This window comes from Antrihabitans cavernicola (genome assembly GCF_008297975.1).
In the GTDB taxonomy this organism is placed as follows: domain Bacteria; phylum Actinomycetota; class Actinomycetes; order Mycobacteriales; family Mycobacteriaceae; genus Antrihabitans; species Antrihabitans cavernicola.
The window spans coordinates 103,709-120,861 of record NZ_VLNY01000007.1 but is presented as its reverse complement, the minus strand read 5'-3'; the positions used below and the strand labels follow the sequence as shown (position 1 = coordinate 120,861).

16 protein-coding genes are annotated in these 17,153 nt (G+C 65.6%); 10 read left to right on the top strand and 6 right to left on the bottom strand.

The window, feature by feature from the left end; all coding sequences use genetic code 11:
* Positions 1–67: 67 nt before the first annotated feature.
* Positions 68–1,513 (top strand): amino acid permease, encoded by a 1,446-nt coding sequence (locus FOY51_RS16140; protein WP_149431282.1) that lies wholly within the window; start codon positions 68–70, stop codon positions 1,511–1,513.
* Positions 1,510–2,427: a universal stress protein gene (locus FOY51_RS16135; protein WP_149431281.1), complete on the top strand. Its 918-nt coding sequence runs from the start codon at positions 1,510–1,512 to the stop codon at positions 2,425–2,427. Before FOY51_RS16140 ends, FOY51_RS16135 begins: the two co-directional genes overlap by 4 nt.
* Before the next feature lie 11 nt (positions 2,428–2,438).
* Here FOY51_RS16135 and FOY51_RS16130 read toward each other — a convergent pair whose 3' ends face one another.
* Together FOY51_RS16130 and FOY51_RS16125 are read right to left on the bottom strand one after the other, a co-directional pair.
* Positions 2,439–2,915, bottom strand: a complete 477-nt coding sequence (locus FOY51_RS16130) for an ArsR/SmtB family transcription factor (RefSeq protein ID WP_235916403.1) — start codon at positions 2,913–2,915, stop codon at positions 2,439–2,441.
* Positions 2,912–3,994, bottom strand: coding sequence for a serine hydrolase (locus FOY51_RS16125; RefSeq protein ID WP_235916402.1), 1,083 nt, complete (start codon positions 3,992–3,994; stop codon positions 2,912–2,914). The genes FOY51_RS16130 and FOY51_RS16125 overlap by 4 nt, the downstream gene beginning before the upstream one ends.
* Before the next feature lie 113 nt (positions 3,995–4,107).
* Here FOY51_RS16125 and purD point away from each other — a divergent pair, with 113 nt between their 5' ends.
* Positions 4,108–5,361 carry a phosphoribosylamine--glycine ligase gene (purD, locus tag FOY51_RS16120; protein ID WP_149431279.1) on the top strand — a complete coding sequence of 418 codons (1,254 nt, stop codon included), beginning with the start codon at positions 4,108–4,110 and terminating at the stop codon, positions 5,359–5,361.
* 15 nt (positions 5,362–5,376) lie between these two features.
* Here purD and FOY51_RS16115 read toward each other — a convergent pair whose 3' ends face one another.
* On the bottom strand, positions 5,377–6,177 hold the full coding sequence (locus FOY51_RS16115) for a M23 family metallopeptidase (RefSeq protein ID WP_149431278.1): 801 nt from the start codon (positions 6,175–6,177) through the stop codon (positions 5,377–5,379).
* 139 nt (positions 6,178–6,316) lie between these two features.
* On the opposite strand from FOY51_RS16115, the gene FOY51_RS16110 reads away from it, so the two are divergent.
* The 5 genes from FOY51_RS16110 to FOY51_RS16090 all read left to right on the top strand — a co-directional run bounded on the left by FOY51_RS16110 (position 6,317) and on the right by FOY51_RS16090 (position 10,638).
* Positions 6,317–7,468, top strand: a complete 1,152-nt coding sequence (locus tag FOY51_RS16110) for a pyridoxal phosphate-dependent aminotransferase (RefSeq protein WP_149431277.1) — start codon at positions 6,317–6,319, stop codon at positions 7,466–7,468.
* Between the two features lie 84 nt (positions 7,469–7,552).
* A complete protein-coding gene (locus FOY51_RS16105) occupies positions 7,553–8,164 on the top strand; it encodes a TetR/AcrR family transcriptional regulator (RefSeq protein ID WP_149431276.1) in 612 nt (203 codons plus the stop codon).
* A 36-nt stretch (positions 8,165–8,200) separates the two neighbouring features.
* Entirely contained in the window at positions 8,201–9,622 is a 1,422-nt protein-coding gene (gene purB, locus FOY51_RS16100) for an adenylosuccinate lyase (RefSeq protein WP_149431275.1), read from the top strand.
* A 30-nt stretch (positions 9,623–9,652) separates the two neighbouring features.
* On the top strand, positions 9,653–10,216 hold the full coding sequence (locus FOY51_RS16095; protein WP_149431274.1) for a hypothetical protein: 564 nt from the start codon (positions 9,653–9,655) through the stop codon (positions 10,214–10,216).
* Positions 10,213–10,638, top strand: a complete 426-nt coding sequence (locus FOY51_RS16090; RefSeq protein WP_149431273.1) for an HIT family protein — start codon at positions 10,213–10,215, stop codon at positions 10,636–10,638. The genes FOY51_RS16095 and FOY51_RS16090 overlap by 4 nt, the downstream gene beginning before the upstream one ends.
* A 33-nt stretch (positions 10,639–10,671) precedes the next feature.
* Here FOY51_RS16090 and FOY51_RS16085 read toward each other — a convergent pair whose 3' ends face one another.
* Both FOY51_RS16085 and FOY51_RS16080 read right to left on the bottom strand, forming a co-directional pair.
* Positions 10,672–11,934, bottom strand: a complete 1,263-nt coding sequence (locus tag FOY51_RS16085; protein WP_149431272.1) for a sensor domain-containing phosphodiesterase — start codon at positions 11,932–11,934, stop codon at positions 10,672–10,674.
* A 41-nt stretch (positions 11,935–11,975) separates the two neighbouring features.
* Positions 11,976–13,394, bottom strand: a complete 1,419-nt coding sequence (locus FOY51_RS16080) for an MDR family MFS transporter (RefSeq protein WP_235916400.1) — start codon at positions 13,392–13,394, stop codon at positions 11,976–11,978.
* A 100-nt stretch (positions 13,395–13,494) separates the two neighbouring features.
* Here FOY51_RS16080 and FOY51_RS16075 point away from each other — a divergent pair, with 100 nt between their 5' ends.
* Positions 13,495–14,379: a phosphoribosylaminoimidazolesuccinocarboxamide synthase gene (locus FOY51_RS16075; RefSeq protein WP_149431270.1), complete on the top strand. Its 885-nt coding sequence runs from the start codon at positions 13,495–13,497 to the stop codon at positions 14,377–14,379.
* Positions 14,380–14,411: 32 nt separating this feature from the next.
* On the top strand, positions 14,412–16,544 hold the full coding sequence (locus FOY51_RS16070) for a S9 family peptidase (protein WP_149431269.1): 2,133 nt from the start codon (positions 14,412–14,414) through the stop codon (positions 16,542–16,544).
* On the opposite strand, the gene FOY51_RS16065 is transcribed toward FOY51_RS16070, so the two are convergent.
* The gene (locus FOY51_RS16065; RefSeq protein WP_149431268.1) at positions 16,545–17,138 is read right to left on the bottom strand and encodes a TetR/AcrR family transcriptional regulator; all 594 of its coding nucleotides are present in this window, start codon (positions 17,136–17,138) and stop codon (positions 16,545–16,547) included.
* Positions 17,139–17,153 lie beyond the last annotated feature (15 nt).

Genomic DNA, 17,153 nt, shown 5'->3' with positions numbered 1-17,153 from the left:
GCTTGTGCGGCATCGGTGCGCGGCGCACTATGAATGCCTCACGTTGGCTTGCGGGCAGGAGTTCCCCATGGCGTCGTTGGCAAACCAGGTTCTGCGGCGTAAACCGGTGGTCGCGATGAGCGCCGAGACGGGGGCGGACACCGGCGGTAGCGAGTTGAAGCGATCGATCGGACTCGTCCAGCTCTCGATGTTCGGAATCGGTGCCACGATCGGCACCGGAATCTTCTTCGTCCTTGCCCAGGCAGTGCCGGTCGCCGGGCCAGCAACGCTCATCTCGTTTGTCGTCGCCGGCGTCGTCGCGGGGCTCACCGCGATCTGCTACGCGGAACTAGCTGGCGCCGTGCCGGTTTCGGGATCGTCGTACTCGTATGCCTATGCGACGCTCGGCGAGATGCCCGCGATGGCGGTGGGCGCCTGCCTGCTGCTGGAGTACGGCGTGTCTGCTGCGGCGGTATCCGTCGGCTGGTCGCAATACCTGAACGAGTTGCTGAACAACATCTTCGGGTTCCAGATACCCGACGCCCTGTCGCAGGCACCCGAGCAAGGCGGCATCATCAACCTGCCCGCCGTTGTGCTGGTCTGCCTGTGCGGGGTGCTGCTGGTCCGGGGTGCGAGCGAGTCGGCGAAGACCAACGCTGTGATGGTGACGATCAAGCTGCTGATCCTCGCGCTGTTCGTGGTCGTGGGGCTCGGCGGTTGGAACAGCGATCATTTCGCGAACTTCGCGCCTTTCGGATTCAGCGGCATCATGTCGGCGGCGGGCATCATCTTCTTCTCGTACATCGGCCTCGACGCCGTGTCTACAGCAGGTGAGGAGGTGAAGAATCCGCACCGCAACATGCCGTTGGCCATCCTCATCGCGCTGGTCGCTGTGACCGGTGTCTACATCGCGGTCGTCGCAGTAGCGATCGGCGCCCAGGAACCGTCTGCTTTCAAGGACCAGGAAGCCGGACTGTCCGCGATCCTCGAGCAGGTCACCGGATCCGCTTGGCCGGGAACGCTGTTGGCCGCCGGTGCTGTGGTGTCCATCTTCAGCGTGACCTTGGTGGTGATCTACGGGCAGACCCGAATTCTGTTCGCGATGTCGCGTGACGGGATGATCCCGTCGCTGTTTCACCGGGTGAATCCGCGGACCATGACGCCGGTGCACAACACCGTGGTGGTGTGCGTGCTGATCAGCATTCTCGCCGGCTTCATCCCGATCAACTTCTTGGCCGAGATGACCAGCATCGGAACGCTTGTCGCGTTTCTCGTCGTGTCGATCGGCGTGGTGGTGCTGCGACGAACGGCGCCTGACATTCCGCGCAGCTTCAAGGTCCCCGGGTATCCCGTCACTCCGGTGCTGTCGGTCGTCGGCTGCCTGTGGATCATCAAAGATCTGCGACCGGTCACCATCTACGTGTTTCTCGTCTGGGTGGCGGTCGCGCTGGTCTGGTACTTCTGCTACGGAATCAAGCATTCACGGCTCGGCCGCGGCGAGCCCGCGGGGCTGACCACAGGAGACACGGCATGACGTTGGTCGTCGGTTACGCACCGGACGGAAAAAGCACCGCGACAATACATCTGGCCGCGCTCCTGGCTGCGTCGACGGGTGAAGACCTGGTGGTGTGCTCGATCATCCCGTCCGCACCCGCGCCGGGTCTCGCCCGGATCGACGGTGACTTCCGCGACTACATGGCAACGGCGGCATCCGCTGCTCTGGACACCGCGCGCCAAGAGGTGCCGCAGGGAATCAGCGCGACCTACGTTGTGCACGAGGCGCCATCGACGTCGACGGGCATCCTGGAGCTTGCCAACAGGCACGCGGCAACGATCATCGTGCTCGGCTCGTCGTCGGCAGGCGTATTCGGGCATGTGGCCCTCGGGAGCGTCACGTCGCGCCTGCTCTACAGCTCGGACGTCTCGGTCGCGTTGTCCCCGAGAGGATTTCGGGTCAAGCCGAATCAGACCATCGCTCGGGTCACTGCCGCGTACGACGGGACTCTGGAGCAGGACGAATTGGTGTTGGCATCCGCAGCGGTCGCGGCGCGGCTGAAGGCGAGCCTGCGCCTCGCGGCCTTCGCTGTTCGAGGCCCGACGCCGTACACCACGCAGTTGGGATCGGACGGCGAAAACCTTGTGGTCGCAACGTGGGTCGGCGATGTGGAGCGGCAGACGGCCGCAGCCATCGACAGGGTGCGCGCACTGCCCGACGTCCCGGACGGACTCACATCGGCGATCGGGCACGGTCGCACGTGGTCGGAAGCGTTGGAAGACATCGACTGGCAGCCCGGCGATATCTTGGCGGTCGGCTCGAGCAAGTCGGGTCCGGTGGCGCGGGTGTTCCTCGGTTCGCGCGCTATCAAGATCGTGCGCGATTCGCCGGTTCCGGTGGTCGTCGTTCCTCGATCGGCTGCCGCACGACTGGTCGACTCGGCCGGCGGCTAGCCCGGTTTGCCTTAGCCGAGCTCTCCGGCGATATCGGCGGCAGCGAGGATAAGTACCAGTACCGGAACAACTTTCGGCCCCGCGATCCGATACGTGCCACGACCGTGCGGTTCGACCACGCGTGCACCGGTGAGTGCCCGGAGATGATGGTAGAGCTGACCGGGGGAGCTGAGATCGGCCGCCGCCTCTAGCTCCTTGGTGCTCGTCGGGCCGCGGAGCAATGTCCGAACCAGTGCCAACCGAACCGGACTTCCCAACGCCGCCAACACTTCCGCCAGTTGTTCGCTCGGTATGCGCAATGCAGCTGCTGCGTCGTACCGGATCGCCCAGTCGATGGGCCCACCGCCGACGCTCACGTTGCCTTGATAGCCGACGATCCCCGCGCCGGCAGTCTCGTCGGCAGCGGCGGGAGGTGCGTCGCCTTCCAGCGCGGCGACGCGGGACTCCAATTCGGAGACCCGCGCGTCGAGTCCGCGAGGTTCGCTCACACCGCGCACTGTAGCTGGCCTGCGGCCTCCGGTTTCAGCAGTGCCGCGAGCAGCAATTGCTGCTCGGGCAACGACTGCACAGCGCCGGCCCAAGATTCGGTCGGCATTCGTCGGTTGAGCAGGACAGCTGTGCCGACCGTCCCGTCGGGTCGCCGAATGTAGAAGGCATCCGTAAGCACACCCGGCAACGATCCGCTCTTGAAGCCGACAGCGGTAAGACCAGGGATCGTTGGCTGCCATTCCAGCTGGCGCCGGGCGACATCGGCGCCCGGCCCGAATTCCCCGGTTGCGATGGACCGCATGATCGACGCGACATCGGCAGCCGAACCCGCCTCGGTCGTATCGGCCCATGCGACCTGCTCGTCGATTCCGGGCAGCGGGAGGGCGGCCATCCGCTTGCGATACGCCGGTTCGGCGACGTAGCGACGGGCCGCGTCACGCTCGTTGCCCACGGTGATCGTCGCGTCTTTTGCCCGCAGCATGGATCCGAGTTTCGACGCCGGGGCGAAGTCCTGCCAGCCACCTGTCCGGGCGGCGTCGGTCAGAGCCGTGTCGCCGAGGCGGTCGAGCAGATAGTCGGCGGCGGCGTTGTCGCTCTCCTGCATCATCGCGCTGACCAGCTGGTCGATCGTGACCGAGGTGGGATTGCCGAGCCGAGCGAGCGCCCGCGGATGTGCGTCGCCGTCGCTGCCGGGCAGGTACCAGCGCTCCCAGTCGGCGACGGGGATCTGCTGGTCGGGATCGATTCGCCCAGTTGCTGCGGCCTGCGCGTACGCGGCAAGGTGTACGACCTTGACGGTCGATGCGAGCGGTCGCTTGTCGTCGGGGCGGTGGTCGATTCGGGTGCCTGTTCCGTTGTCGATGGCCAGGCCGGTGTCGTCGCCGTGTGCGCCGAGGTAGCCGATCCAGCCGGGCACAGACGTGGTGTCCGGCTCCGGCAGCGGCGCGCAGTCGGTCGGCTGTGCAGACGGCGCCGACGAGGTGGGCGACGCGCTTGCGTCCTCGTCGGAACCGCACGCGGTGAGCCCGACGACTATCGCAAGGGCGACCGCCGAGGCCAGGTAGCTGGTTGTTCTCATCCGAACCTTCCCGTGGTTCCGGTAATCCAATATTCCGGAATTACGAACTATAAGTTGTCACGGTAGCGGCAGGGCTCGCGGTTGTCGAGAACGGCCGAAGTACGCTGACACCCGTGCGCGTACTCGTAATCGGCTCCGGTGCCCGTGAACACGCTCTAGTTCTCGCCTTGGCGCGCGACCCCGGAGTGACCGAGGTGCGATGCGCGCCCGGCAACGCGGGCATCGCGGCGGTCGCGGCGGTCGATTCCGTCGATGCTTCGTCCTGCGATGCGGTCGTGACCCTTGCGCGCGAGGTGGCTGCCGACCTCGTCGTGATCGGACCCGAGGTCCCGCTGGTACTCGGTGTCGCCGACGCGGTGCGTGCGGCGGGCATCGCGTGCTTCGGTCCGTCCGCGGATGCTGCCCGCATCGAGGGGTCCAAGGCGTTCGCCAAAGATGTGATGGCCGTGGCTGGTGTGCGTACCGCGCACAGCGAGATCGTCGACAGCCCAGCGGCATTGGACGCCGCGCTCGACAGGTTCGGTCCGACCTGGGTGGTCAAGGACGACGGGCTCGCCGCAGGTAAGGGTGTGGTGGTGACGACCGACCGGCTTGCCGCGCGCGATCACGCCGCCGAGTTGTTGGAGAACGGCCACCCTGTGTTGCTGGAATCGTTTCTCGACGGTCCCGAAGTGTCGCTGTTCTGCCTGGTCGACGGCGCAACCGTGGTGCCGCTACTGCCCGCGCAGGATCACAAACGGGTGGGGGACGGCGATGTCGGGCCCAACACGGGTGGCATGGGCGCGTACACCCCGCTGCCGTGGTTGCCGGACGAGACGCTGCGGCAGATCGTCGACGATGTGGTGAAACCTGTTGCCGCAGAGCTTGTTGCGCGGGGGAGCGCGTTTTCCGGGCTGCTGTATGCGGGGCTCGCGATCGGCTCCGACGGGCCCGCCGTCGTCGAATTCAACTGCCGCTTCGGCGATCCGGAGACGCAAGCCGTGCTCGCGTTGCTCGACAGCCCGCTCGGTGAGCTGCTCTACGCCACCGCAACGGGGACGCTCGCCGATGTGGCACAACCGAAGTGGCGTGACGGTGCCGCGGTGACCGTGGTGCTGGCGGCCGAGAACTACCCGGGTCGGCCACGCACCGGCGACGCGATCACCGGCGCCGACGTCGAGGGTGTGTTGCACGCGGGCACCGCCCGACGCGACGACGGCGCATTGGTGTCGGCAGGCGGACGAGTGTTGAGCATTGTCGGCACCGGCGCAGATCTTGCCGATGCCCGCACCGACGCCTACGCGACGATCGCCGCAATCAAATTGCCCGGCGGGCACTATCGCACCGATATCGGCCTCGCGGCTGTCGACGGCACGATCACCGTCTGACGAAGGCAGTAGCCGTCAGCCGACCATGATCCCGTGCAGCGCCAGCCAGCGCTGCGGATCCACATGCTGTCCGTTGATGATGATCTCGAAGTGCAGGTGCGGGCCCGTCGAATCGCCGCGGCTTCCCATCCGAGCGATCTGCATACCTGCGGGGACGCGCTCGCCGACGGAAACGAAGAAGTCGTACATGTGGCCATACACGGAGATCGTGCCGTCGTCGTGCCTGATCCGCACCCACAGTCCGAAGCCGCTAGCCGGACCCGCGTCGATGACGGTTCCTGCGGCAACCGCATACTCCGGGGTGCCGATCGGGCCTGCGATGTCGATGCCTGCATGCAGGACACCCCAGCGCATCCCGAAACCGGAGGTGAACGTGCCGTGCGCGGGCACTACGTAACCGTTCGAGCCGGGCGTGATCGCGCCCGCCATGGTCGCGCTGCCGCCCATCATCGACTGCGGAGTCTGCCCTGCGATCGCTGCGGCGGCCTCGGCTTTGGCGCGCTCCAGGGTGGCCTTGGCGGCCGTTTCGACGACGTGCCCTTCGCGAATCTTCTCGCCCTTGGCGAGCTGGTCGAGGTATTCGGGGCGAGTCCGCGGCGTCATCAACACCTGCTGCTGATGTTCCAGATCGAGCGGTTGCACGTTCGCCGCGTTCTGGTAGATCCCGGGCGCGACCGTGTGCGCGCTGGCGAACGTCATCGGTACAACCGGGGAGTGGACGGCGTCGGCGGCAGCAAAAAGCGCCGCGGCGACAAGCACCGCGCCCAGCACCCGAAATCGGCCCACTTCTACGCTCGGCCCTTCGATCGTTCTCATGCTCGCCCTCAGTCTCAGAGAAATACGTCTGGGCAGGCGTGCATCACCTGCCAGACCATAACAGCGTGTCCTCGAACGCGCGCAGCGTTCTTGGGAACTCGACGCCGGGTCGAGACCTGCCCCGGCTAGCGTCGAGGCTGTGCGGACGGAATCGTTGCGGTCGAAGGTCGAGCCTTTTCATGTGATGGACGTGTGGAAGGCCGCCGCCGAACGGGCGCGAACCCACGGTGACGTGCTTTCCCTCGCGGCGGGCCAGCCGTCGACCCCCGCACCCGCGCCTGTGCTGCGGGCAACGAAGGTCGCACTCGATTCGGAGTTGCTCGGCTATACCGAAACCTTCGGCGTCCGGCCCCTGCGGGAGGCGATCGCCGAACATCACAGTGCGCTCTACGGGATCGAGGTCGACGCCGACGAGGTAGTGGTGACCACGGGCTCGTCGGGCGCGTTCACGCTGATCTTCCTTGCGGCGTTCGATCTCGGCGACACGGTGGTGGTCGCCCGTCCCGGCTATCCCGCCTACCGCAATACCCTTGCGGCGCTTGGGTGTCACGTGATCGAACTCGACTGCGGACCCGAGACCCGATTTCAACCGACGGTCGCCATGCTGGACGCGCTGCATGCGCCGCCCGCCGGCCTGGTCGTCGCGAGCCCCGCGAATCCGACGGGCACGATGATCGACCCGACCGAGCTCGCCGCGATCGCGCGCTGGTGCGACGAGCACGGCACCCTGCTGATTTCCGACGAGATCTACCACGGCATCACCTACGGCGACGATGCCGAAACAGCAAGTGCCTGGGAAACTTCCCGCGAATCCGTGGTTATCGGTTCGACGTCCAAGTACTTCTCGATGACCGGGTGGCGGCTCGGGTGGATGTTGGTGCCGGCCGGATTGCGCCGGGCGTTGCAGCGATTGGCGTCGAACATGACGGTCTGCCCGCCGACCATTTCGCAATACGCTGCGATCGCCGCGTTCTCCGCGGAGGCGAAAGTTGAACTGGACGGGCATGTTCGGCGATACGGCACCAACCGTGAATTGCTGTTGACCGGACTGCCGCAGGTGGGAATCACCGAACTGGCACCGGCCGACGGAGCCTTCTACGCATACGCCCACATCGGTCACCTGACAGACGATTCGACCGCCTGGTGCGCGCAGCTGCTCGCGACGACGGGAGTGGCACTCGCCCCCGGCGTCGATTTCGATACCGCGAGAGGTACCCGGACAGTGCGCTTTTCGTTTGCTGGAGCAACCGCCGAGATCGAGGAAGCACTGGAACGTCTACGCGGATTATGAGCGCAGACGCGAGAAATTACCGTCGAACCGGTCTCCTTTGCGATTTTCCATCGACGGCGTGTCGGTCCCTGGCACGATTGTCCGGTGACCACCGCGACCACCCCCAAGGGCGAACGGCGTCGCCAAGCCTTGGTCGCGGCGGCTGCTGAACTTCTGCTCGAAGGCGGATTCGATGCTGTGCGGCACCGTTCTGTCGCCAGCCGCGCCGATCTACCGCTCGCATCGACCACCTACTACTTCGAGTCGCTCGACGACTTGATCGCTCGCGCAGTGGAGTTCAGCGGAAATCTCGAGCTCGACATCATGCGCGGCCGCATCGGCGACGTCACCCATCGGCGTCGTGCTGCCGAGGCGACGGTGGAGTTGATCGTAGACTTGCTCGTCGGCGCGCCGAGCCACGACGCCGCCGATCAGGAGCAGTTGATCTCGCGGTACGAGCGGTTCATCGCATCGGCCCGCCATCCCGAGTTGCGGGAGGTGCAATCGCGGTTGCGTGCTCAACTCGACGACATCCTCGCCGACGTTCTGCGCCGTTCCGGTCGCGTCGTTCGGCAGGAGCAGTTGCGGCGAGTGGTGGCGATCGTCGACGGTGCTGTGGTGGGTGCCCTCAGCGAGCGCGAGCCCGATCCGCGACGGTCCGCGCGCGGTGCGTTGCTCGAGGTAATCGACATCGTCGCTCCACAGGAGGATCGCTAGTTCTCGGGATCGGTGCGGTCCGTAGACTGGTGAGTCGTGACTACAGTCCCCAACGTCCTGGCCACCCGGTATGCGAGCCCCGAATTGGTTCGGTTGTGGTCTCCCGAGAACAAGATCGTGCTCGAGCGCAAGCTCTGGCTCGAGGTGCTCCGAGCCCAGTCCGAGTTGGGTGTCGAGGTGCCTGCCGGCGTTGTCGACGATTACGAGAAGGTGCTCGACAAGGTCGATCTGGAATCGATCGCCGCCCGTGAGCGAGTGACCCGGCACGATGTGAAGGCGCGGATCGAAGAGTTCAATGCCTTGGCGGGACATGAGCACATCCACAAGGGGATGACGAGCCGCGATCTGACGGAAAATGTTGAGCAGCTGCAGATTCGGCTGTCGCTGCAGCACGTCCACGCACACGGTGTCGCGATCGCCGCGCGCCTCGCGGATCGGGCGGCGCAGTACCAGTCGACGGTGATGGCCGGTCGATCGCACAACGTCGCCGCACAGGCGACAACCCTCGGCAAGCGTTTCGCGTCCGCCGCCGACGAGCTGCTGGTGGCCCTTACCCGGCTGGAAGAGCTGATCGGTCGCTATCCGCTGCGCGGCATCAAGGGCCCGATGGGTACCTCGCAGGACATGCTCGATCTGCTGGGTGGCGATGCCAAGAAGCTCGACGACCTCGAGCAGCAGATCGCCCGCCATCTTGGCTTCGGATTCGTGTTCACCAGCGTCGGGCAGGTGTATCCGCGGTCCATCGACCACGAGGTGCTCTCGGCGCTGGTCCAGGTGGCCGCCGGGCCGTCGTCGTTCGCCCACACGATCCGCCTGATGGCCGGGCACGAGCTGGTCACCGAAGGTTTTCAACCCGGCCAGGTCGGCAGCTCGGCAATGCCGCACAAGATGAACACCCGGTCGTGTGAGCGCGTCAACGGCCTGCAGGTGGTCCTGCGCGGCTACGCGTCGATGGGCGCCGAGCTGGCCGGTGCGCAGTGGAACGAGGGCGACGTGTTCTGCTCCGTCGTTCGACGAGTTGCGCTGCCGGACGCGTTCTTCGCGATCGACGGTCTGATGGAGACGTTCTTGACGGTGCTCGCCGAGTTCGGCGCCTATCCGGCGGTTATCTCGCGCGAACTGGACCGCTACCTGCCGTTCCTGGCGACCACCCGCATGTTGATGGCGGCGGTGCGCGCCGGTGTCGGCCGCGAGAGCGCGCACGAGGTGATCAAGGAACACGCAGTTGCCGTCGCCTTGGCGATGCGCGAGCAGGGCACCGAACCCGACCTGCTGGATCGCCTGGCCGCCGACGATCGCTTCCCACTCGACCGGAAGCAGCTCGATGACGCGCTGGCGGACAAGTCGGCGTTCATCGGCGCGGCCGAGGATCAGGTGTCCGGAGTGATCGAAGATGTTGCCGCGCTGGTGGAGCGATTCCCAGACGCTGCGAAGTATTCGGCGTCGCCGATTCTCTAGCGCTTCGGTTTCTAGCGCTACGGTTGTTCCATGGGCTTGCGCGGACTGTTGACGATCCTCGCGGTCGCCTTTGCGGCCACGGCGTGCGCGAGTTCCGACAACCCCGAGCCGGCGAACGTCGCGTGCACGGCCGAGTCGGCGCCGCCCCCCGGATCGGCACCCGGCCAGACTCCGGTGCTTTTCACACTGGTGACCACACCGAACGGCTGGCAGCGGCGAGCGAACCTGCAGCCGGAGTTGATCGTCTACGCGGACGGTCATGCGGTGTCCACTCCGAACGCGGTCGGCCCGTCCGGTGCGCCCGATCCGCCACCGCCGTCGTTGCCGGGTTACATCCCGAAATGCCTGATCGACGATGCCATCGCGGACACCGTGGCGCTGCGAGGTGTCGATTTCGGCAGCCCGACGATCACCGATCAGGGCAGCCGATCCATCGACTACACCCACGATCCCGCGGTCCACCTCTCGATCTATGCGCCGGGCGCGACCAACGGTCTTACGCAGGCGCAGATTGACGCGCGGGCACGGTTTGCCGCCCTGTACGGCAAGCTGATCGGCGGGTTCGTCGAGGCGGGATCGGGAGCGCCGAAATGAATCCGCACACGATTTTCGCCGACATCGTCGCCGGTCGGGCGCCGGTGAGCACCGTGTACGAAGACGACGACGTACTCGCGTTCATGGACATCCGCCCGTTCACCCCGGGCCATCTGCTGGTGATTCCGAAGGTGCAGGCGGCGAGCCTCGCCGAACTCGATCCGGCGGTCGGCGGCAAGCTGTTCCAGGTCGGCCAGCGCCTCGCTGCCGCACTGCGGCAGAGCGAAGTGGCGTGCGATGGCGTCAACTTCTTCCTTGCCGACGGCGTCGCGGCCGGTCAAGAGGTGTTCCACGTGCACCTGCATGTGATCCCGCGAACCAGCGGCGACGGCTTCGGGCTACGCGGCAGGCCGACGAGCCCACGCAGGCCCGATCTGGACTATCTTGCCGGGTCGATCAAAGGCGCCCTGAGCCGAAACTGATGAGTCGAACCTGCTGAGTCGAATCTGAGCGGCTCACCCGATGACGGACGCGGGGATCGGGTGCGTCCAGAGATAACCCTGCGCTGCCCGGCAACCGAACGACTTCGCCAGCTCGCGCTGCTGCTGCGTGGTGACGCCCTCGATGGTGGTGTCGAGATTCAAATCGTTCGCCAGGACAGCGAGCCCTCGCGCCAGGGCATCGGCGACCGGCGTGCCGAGCGCCGCCGTCACGGCCTGGTCGATCTTGAATCCGGTGATGTCGAGATACAACAGGCGATCGAGCGACGACCAGCCCGATCCGAAATCGTCGAGCACCACTCCGAAGCCATGGCCACGGAGTTCCGCTACCGCCGCGATCACCTGATTGCCGACGTAGAGGCTGCGAGTCTCGGTCAGCTCGAGGTTGACGGCGTCGGGCGGAATCTCGGCGGCACGGACGATCTGGTGAAGAGCAGCTGCGCCGCCGTCTATCTCGAGATGCCGGGTCGAGATGTTCACGTTGACCCGAAGATCGGGCCTCGCGACCCGGAAGGTCCGCAGATCTGCCAACGCCTGTCGCAGGATCGCGTGGTCGAGGTCGAGGACGAGGTCGCTGTCCTCGGCGAGCGGCAGAAACCGTCGGGGATCCTCGACCTCGTTGTCCGGCCGGATCCACCGCGCCAGCGCCTCGTAGGCCACGGTGTGGCCGGTGTCGAGGTCGACGACCGGCTGGTACCACGGCACGATTTCGCCGTTCTCGATTCCCGCCGACAGGCTCGCGGTCGCGACGGTGTCGCCGATCTGGCGTTCGGTCGCCCGCCGCACCCGTTCCAGCTGGTCTTCGACTATGACCCCGAACTGGGTTATCCATTCGAGCTGTGTGGCGTCGATCGTGCGCACATCGCTGTCGAATACGCAGAGGGTGCCGACACGCTCACCTTCGCGTCCGGTCAAGGCAACGCCGACGTAGCTGCGAACCACACCTTCGACCACGCCTTCGAGGTGGTTGAAACGAGGATCTGCCTGCAGATCGCCGACGGCGAGAATCCGGTTGGGCATCTCGATCGTGAATTGGCACATCGTCTGATCGCGGGGCATCGTGTCGAGTCCACCGAACCGATGCCGCGCGATGGTATGCAGGTAGAACTCGTCGAGGATGTTGATCTGCGCGAACGGAAAGCCGAGGGCTTTGGCGGTGAGTGCGGCGGTGGCGTCGAGTCGCTCATGGGCGTCGTCGAACAAATAGTGCTCGACCAGTTGGTGCTGCCTGCGTGCCTGCTGTGCGCGGGCGATGACGAGCTCGTCTCGGGGTGTCATCGTCGTTCACCTGCCTAACGGTTCACTTCATCGTTGCACGGTCATGTCGTAGTCGCCGCATTCGCCCTCCGACGCCTCGGCATCGCAGCCGCTGCCGCGATCATCACGATCGTGGCGCCTGCGACCCCGAGGAACACCAGGTGAACCGCGCCGGACAGCTCGGCAGGCGCCGGGTGATCGGTACCGCCGACCCGCGCATTGACCAGAGCACCGAAGACGGCGACGCCGACGGCGCTGCCGATCGAGCGGGCGAACATGTTGGTGGAGGTGACGACTCCGCGTTCGGACCAGTCGACGCTGGATTGGGCAGCGATCAACGTCGGGCTCGCGACCAGCCCCATTCCGACGCCGATCACGAAGCACACGATCGCGACCTGCCAGATGCTCGATCCGACACCGAGCAAGGTCATCAGCACCGCACCGACAGCCGCCACCGTGGCACCGGTCAAGGCTGTCCGCTGGAAGCCGAACCGCAGGTAGATGCGGCCGGACAGCGATGCGGCGATCGGCCAGCCCAGCGTCAGGGTTGCCAGCGCGAACCCCGCGACAAGGGCGCCGGTGCCGAGCACTCCCTGCACGTAGGTCGGGACATAGGAGGTCAGGCCTAGCACCACGGCACCGACGATCACCGACACCAGACTGCTCGCCACCAGGATCCTGCGCGTGAGCACCCACAGCGGGAGGATCGGATTCTCTGCGCGCCGTTCGACGAACGCGAATACCACCAGCGCCGCGACGCCCACTCCGAACACGGTGAAGCTGGCACCGGAGGTCCACGACCACGACTGGCCGCCTTCCAGCAGCCCCAGAATCAGCGCACCCGCGCCGACGGCGAGGAGAGCGGCGCCTGCGTAGTCGACGCGTTTGCCGGTGCGAGTTCCGCGCTCGTCGAAGTTGCGGATCAACATCGCGGCGGCGACGGCGCACAGCGGCAGGTTGACGAAGAAGATCCAGCGCCAGGACAGGAACTCGGAGAACACGCCGCCCAGGGTCGGCCCCACCACCGACGACATCGCCCACACGCTCGCCAGGTAGCCCTGCGTCTTCGCGCGTTCCTCCAGCGTGTAGATGTCACCCGCGATGGTCATCGACATGGGTTGCACAGCACCGGCACCGATACCCTGCACGGCTCGGAACGCGATCAACGCGAACATGCTCGTCGCGAAGCCGCAGAGCAGTGAGCCAAGCGCAAACACGCCGATTCCCCAGAGCATCACCGGTTTACGGCCGAAGGTGTCGGCCAGCTTGCCGTAGATCGGGACGGTGACGGCCTGGGCGAGCAGGTAGATCGAGAACAGCCATGGGAACTGAGCAAATCCACCGAGATCGCCGACGATCGTCAACACGGCGGTGGCGATGATGGTGGAATCCAGCGCAACCAGCGACGTCGCCAGCATCAGCGACAACAGAATGGGCCCCCGCTCGGAGCGAAGACCCACATCTGCCCTGGTGATCGTCACGCATATTCCCCTCGGTTGTTTCGTATCGTCTTCCTCGCCCAACCACCGGGGATGTGAGGAGTATTCCGCGGATGGGGTTGCCGGCCGATAGGGTGCCATGGTGCGCCCCTCATTGACCTCGTATCAGCATCTCGCGGCAGGCAAGGTTCGCGATCTCTACGCGATCGACGACGATCACATGCTGCTCGTCGCGAGTGATCGAATCTCCGCCTACGACCACGTGCTCAGCACCCCCATTCCGGACAAGGGGCGCGTGCTCACCGCGATGAGCTTCTTCTTCTTTCGCAAGTTGGCCGACGTCAACCATCTTGCGGGCGACGCCGACGACGCCCGCATTCCGCAAGAAGTCCTCGGCCGCTCGATGGTGGTCCGCAGGCTGAAGATGCTGCCGATCGAGTGTGTGGCTCGTGGGTATCTGACCGGTTCGGGATTGCTCGACTACCAGCGCACCGGTGCCGTGTGCGGCATCGACCTGCCTGCAGGCCTCGTCGAGTCCAGCAAGCTTCCCGAGGCCATCTTCACGCCCGCGGCGAAGGCGGATCTTGGCGAGCACGACGAGAACATCGACTTCCAACAGGTGATCGACAAAGTCGGCCCCGATCTTGCGGTGAAGCTGCGCGACGACACACTCGACATCTACTTCCGCGCCGCAGCGTTCGCCGAGGACCGCGGCATTCTATTGGCCGACACCAAATTCGAGTTCGGCGTAGATCACCTGGGCAACCTGGTGCTCGCCGACGAAGTGTTGACGCCGGATTCGTCGCGCTACTGGCCTGCCGACTCCTACCAAGAGGGCCGCGTCCAACCCAGCTTCGACAAGCAGTTCGTCCGCGACTGGCTCACCGGTCCGGATTCCGGATGGGATCGCGCATCGGATACCGCGCCGCCGCCGTTGCCCGACGACGTCGTCACCGCTACGCGGGCGCGCTACATCGAGGCGTACGAACGGATCTCCGGTCTGTCCTTCGACGACTGGCTCCACTAGACCCCGGTAACCGTTCGGCTACGGTGGACGCCATGTCTGTCGACCCCGCTGTCTCGACTCCGCCGATCGCAAAAAAGGTTCCACACCAGCGCTCGCATCACGGCGACACGTTCGTCGACGAGTACGAATGGTTACGCGACAAAGACGACCCCGAGGTGATCGCCTACCTCGAGGCAGAGAACGCCTACACGGATGCACAGACCGCCAACCTGCAACCGCTGCGGGAGAAGATCTTCGACGAGATCAAGTCGCGGACGCAGGAGACCGATCTCTCCGTTCCGATCCGAATCGGCGAATTCTGGTACTACTCACGCAGTTTCGAAGGCAAGCAGTACGGCGTCAGCTGCCGCTGCCCGGTCACCGATCCCGACGACTGGACGCCGCCGGAACTGGCCGTCGGTGTCGACATCGTCGGCGAGCAGGTGCTCCTCGACAGCAACGAGTTGGCCGAAGGCCACGACTTCTTCTCGCTCGGCGCGTTCTCCGTCAGTCACGACGGCAGCTTGCTGGCCTACTCGGTCGACACCGTAGGCGACGAGCGATACACGTTGCGGTTCAAGGATCTCGGCACCGGTGAACTGCTCGCCGACGAGATCCCCGAGACCGCTCCGGGGGCTACCTGGGCGGTCGATCACACGCACCTCTTCTATCAGACGGTCGACGATGCCTGGCGCCCCGACACGGTATGGCGGCACAAGCTGGGTACGTCCAAGGGCGACGACGTCAAGGTCTTCTACGAGCCCGACGAGCGCTACTGGGTGGGAATCGGGTCGACTCGCAGCGAGAAGTACCTGCTGATCTGGGTCGGATCGAAGATCACGTCCGAGGGGTGGATGCTCGAATCCGCAGATCCCGAAGGCGAATTCAGAGTGATCCTGCCGCGCCGAGAAGGCGTGGAGTACAACGTGGAGCACGCCGTCGTCGGTGGCGAAGACCGGTTTCTGATCATGCACAACGACGTGGTCGACGGCGTGAAGGCAGAGAACTTCGTGCTTGCCGATGCGCCGGTGGACGATCCGTCGAACATGACGCTGTTGATCCCGCACCGTGACGACGTGCGGCTCGAAGAAGTCGACGCATTCGAGAACCACCTTGTACTCAGTTACCGGCGAGAAGCGTTGACGCGCTTGGCGATCTGGCCGATCGTCGACGGACGCTACGGCGAGCACACGGAGCTGGACTTCGATCTGGAACTGTTTTCCGTCGGCCTGTCCAGCAACCCGGAATGGTCGCAGCCGACGTTGCGACTGGGTCTCACGTCGTTCATCACGCCCGCCAAGGTGCTCGACTACGACTTGGCGACCGGTGCGACGGTACTGCGTAAGCAGCAGCCCGTGCTCGGCGACTTCGATGCGAACAACTATGAGCAGCATCGTGATTGGGCAGTCGCGGCCGACGGCACCCGGATTCCGATCTCGGTGGTCGTGCGCAAAGGTGTGGAGCGGCCCGCTCCGACCCTGCTCTACGGGTACGGGTCGTACGAGGCGAGCATGGATCCGGCGTTCTCGGTGGCGAGGCTCTCGCTGCTCGATCGCGGGATGGTGTTCGCGGTCGCGCACGTCCGTGGCGGCGGCGAGATGGGCAGGCTCTGGTACGAGAACGGCAAGACCCTCACCAAGAAGAACACCTTCACCGACTTCGTCTCCTGCGCACAGCATCTGGTCGATTCCGGTGCGACGACGCCGGAGCGGCTGGTGGCCGATGGCGGCAGCGCGGGCGGGTTGCTGATGGGCGCGGTGGCGAACCTGGCACCGGAATTGTTCGCGGGAATCATGGCGAACGTCCCGTTCGTCGATCCGCTCACGTCGATCTTGGATCCGTCGTTGCCGTTGACGGTCATCGAATGGGACGAGTGGGGAAATCCGCTGGCGGACAAGGACGTCTACGAGTACATGAAGTCGTACTCGCCGTACGAGAACGTCGCGGCCAAGGACTACCCGGCGATCCTGGCGATCACCAGCCTCAACGACACCCGCGTGCTGTACGTGGAGCCCGCCAAGTGGGTCGCGCGGCTGCGCGCCACCAAGACCGGCGACGCGCCGCTGTTGCTCAAGACCGAGATGAGCGCAGGGCACGGCGGCGTCAGTGGGCGATACGAGAAGTGGAAGGAAGCGGCGTTCGAGTACTCGTGGCTGTTGGTGACCTCAGGCGCCGAGCAAGAGTAATCAGCGGGGAATGCGGATCAGGTCCGGTAGCCGCTCGGCGATGATCGACGCATCGTCGCCGAGCAGGCCCACCAACATGCTCGATCCCATGATCAACACCATGGTTGCCTGGGCATCGCGATCGGCGGCGGTGGGTTCGACGCCGTCGTGACGCAGCGACTCGGCGAGCATGGCCACACCGGGCGCCCCGAACTCACGCCAGAGCGATGCCTGCAGGTCGGGGTGATCGCGCAGCGCCCCGATCAGCCCGGGAACCGCCGCGCGCACTTCCGGTCGAGCGAACAGTCCGAGGGTGTATGCGAACGATTGGCGAGCCCAATCGTCCGGGTCGGCGGCCGCCGCGATGGGTGGTTGCTCGCCGACCCAGCCGAAGAGCGCCTCGAAGACCAGATGCGTCTTGGAAGGCCAGCGTCGATACAACGCGGGTTTGCCCACGTCTGCGCGTTCCGCGATCGCAACCATCGTCGTTGCATCCCAGCCGATTTCGGCGAGTAGGTCGCGCGTAGCGGTCAGCGCGGCGTCGTCGATCGCGGGGTCGCGTGGGCGACCTCGCCGGCGATCGCCTGCCTGGTCCGTCGTGTCGTTCGGGTACATTGCAATTATCGTAAC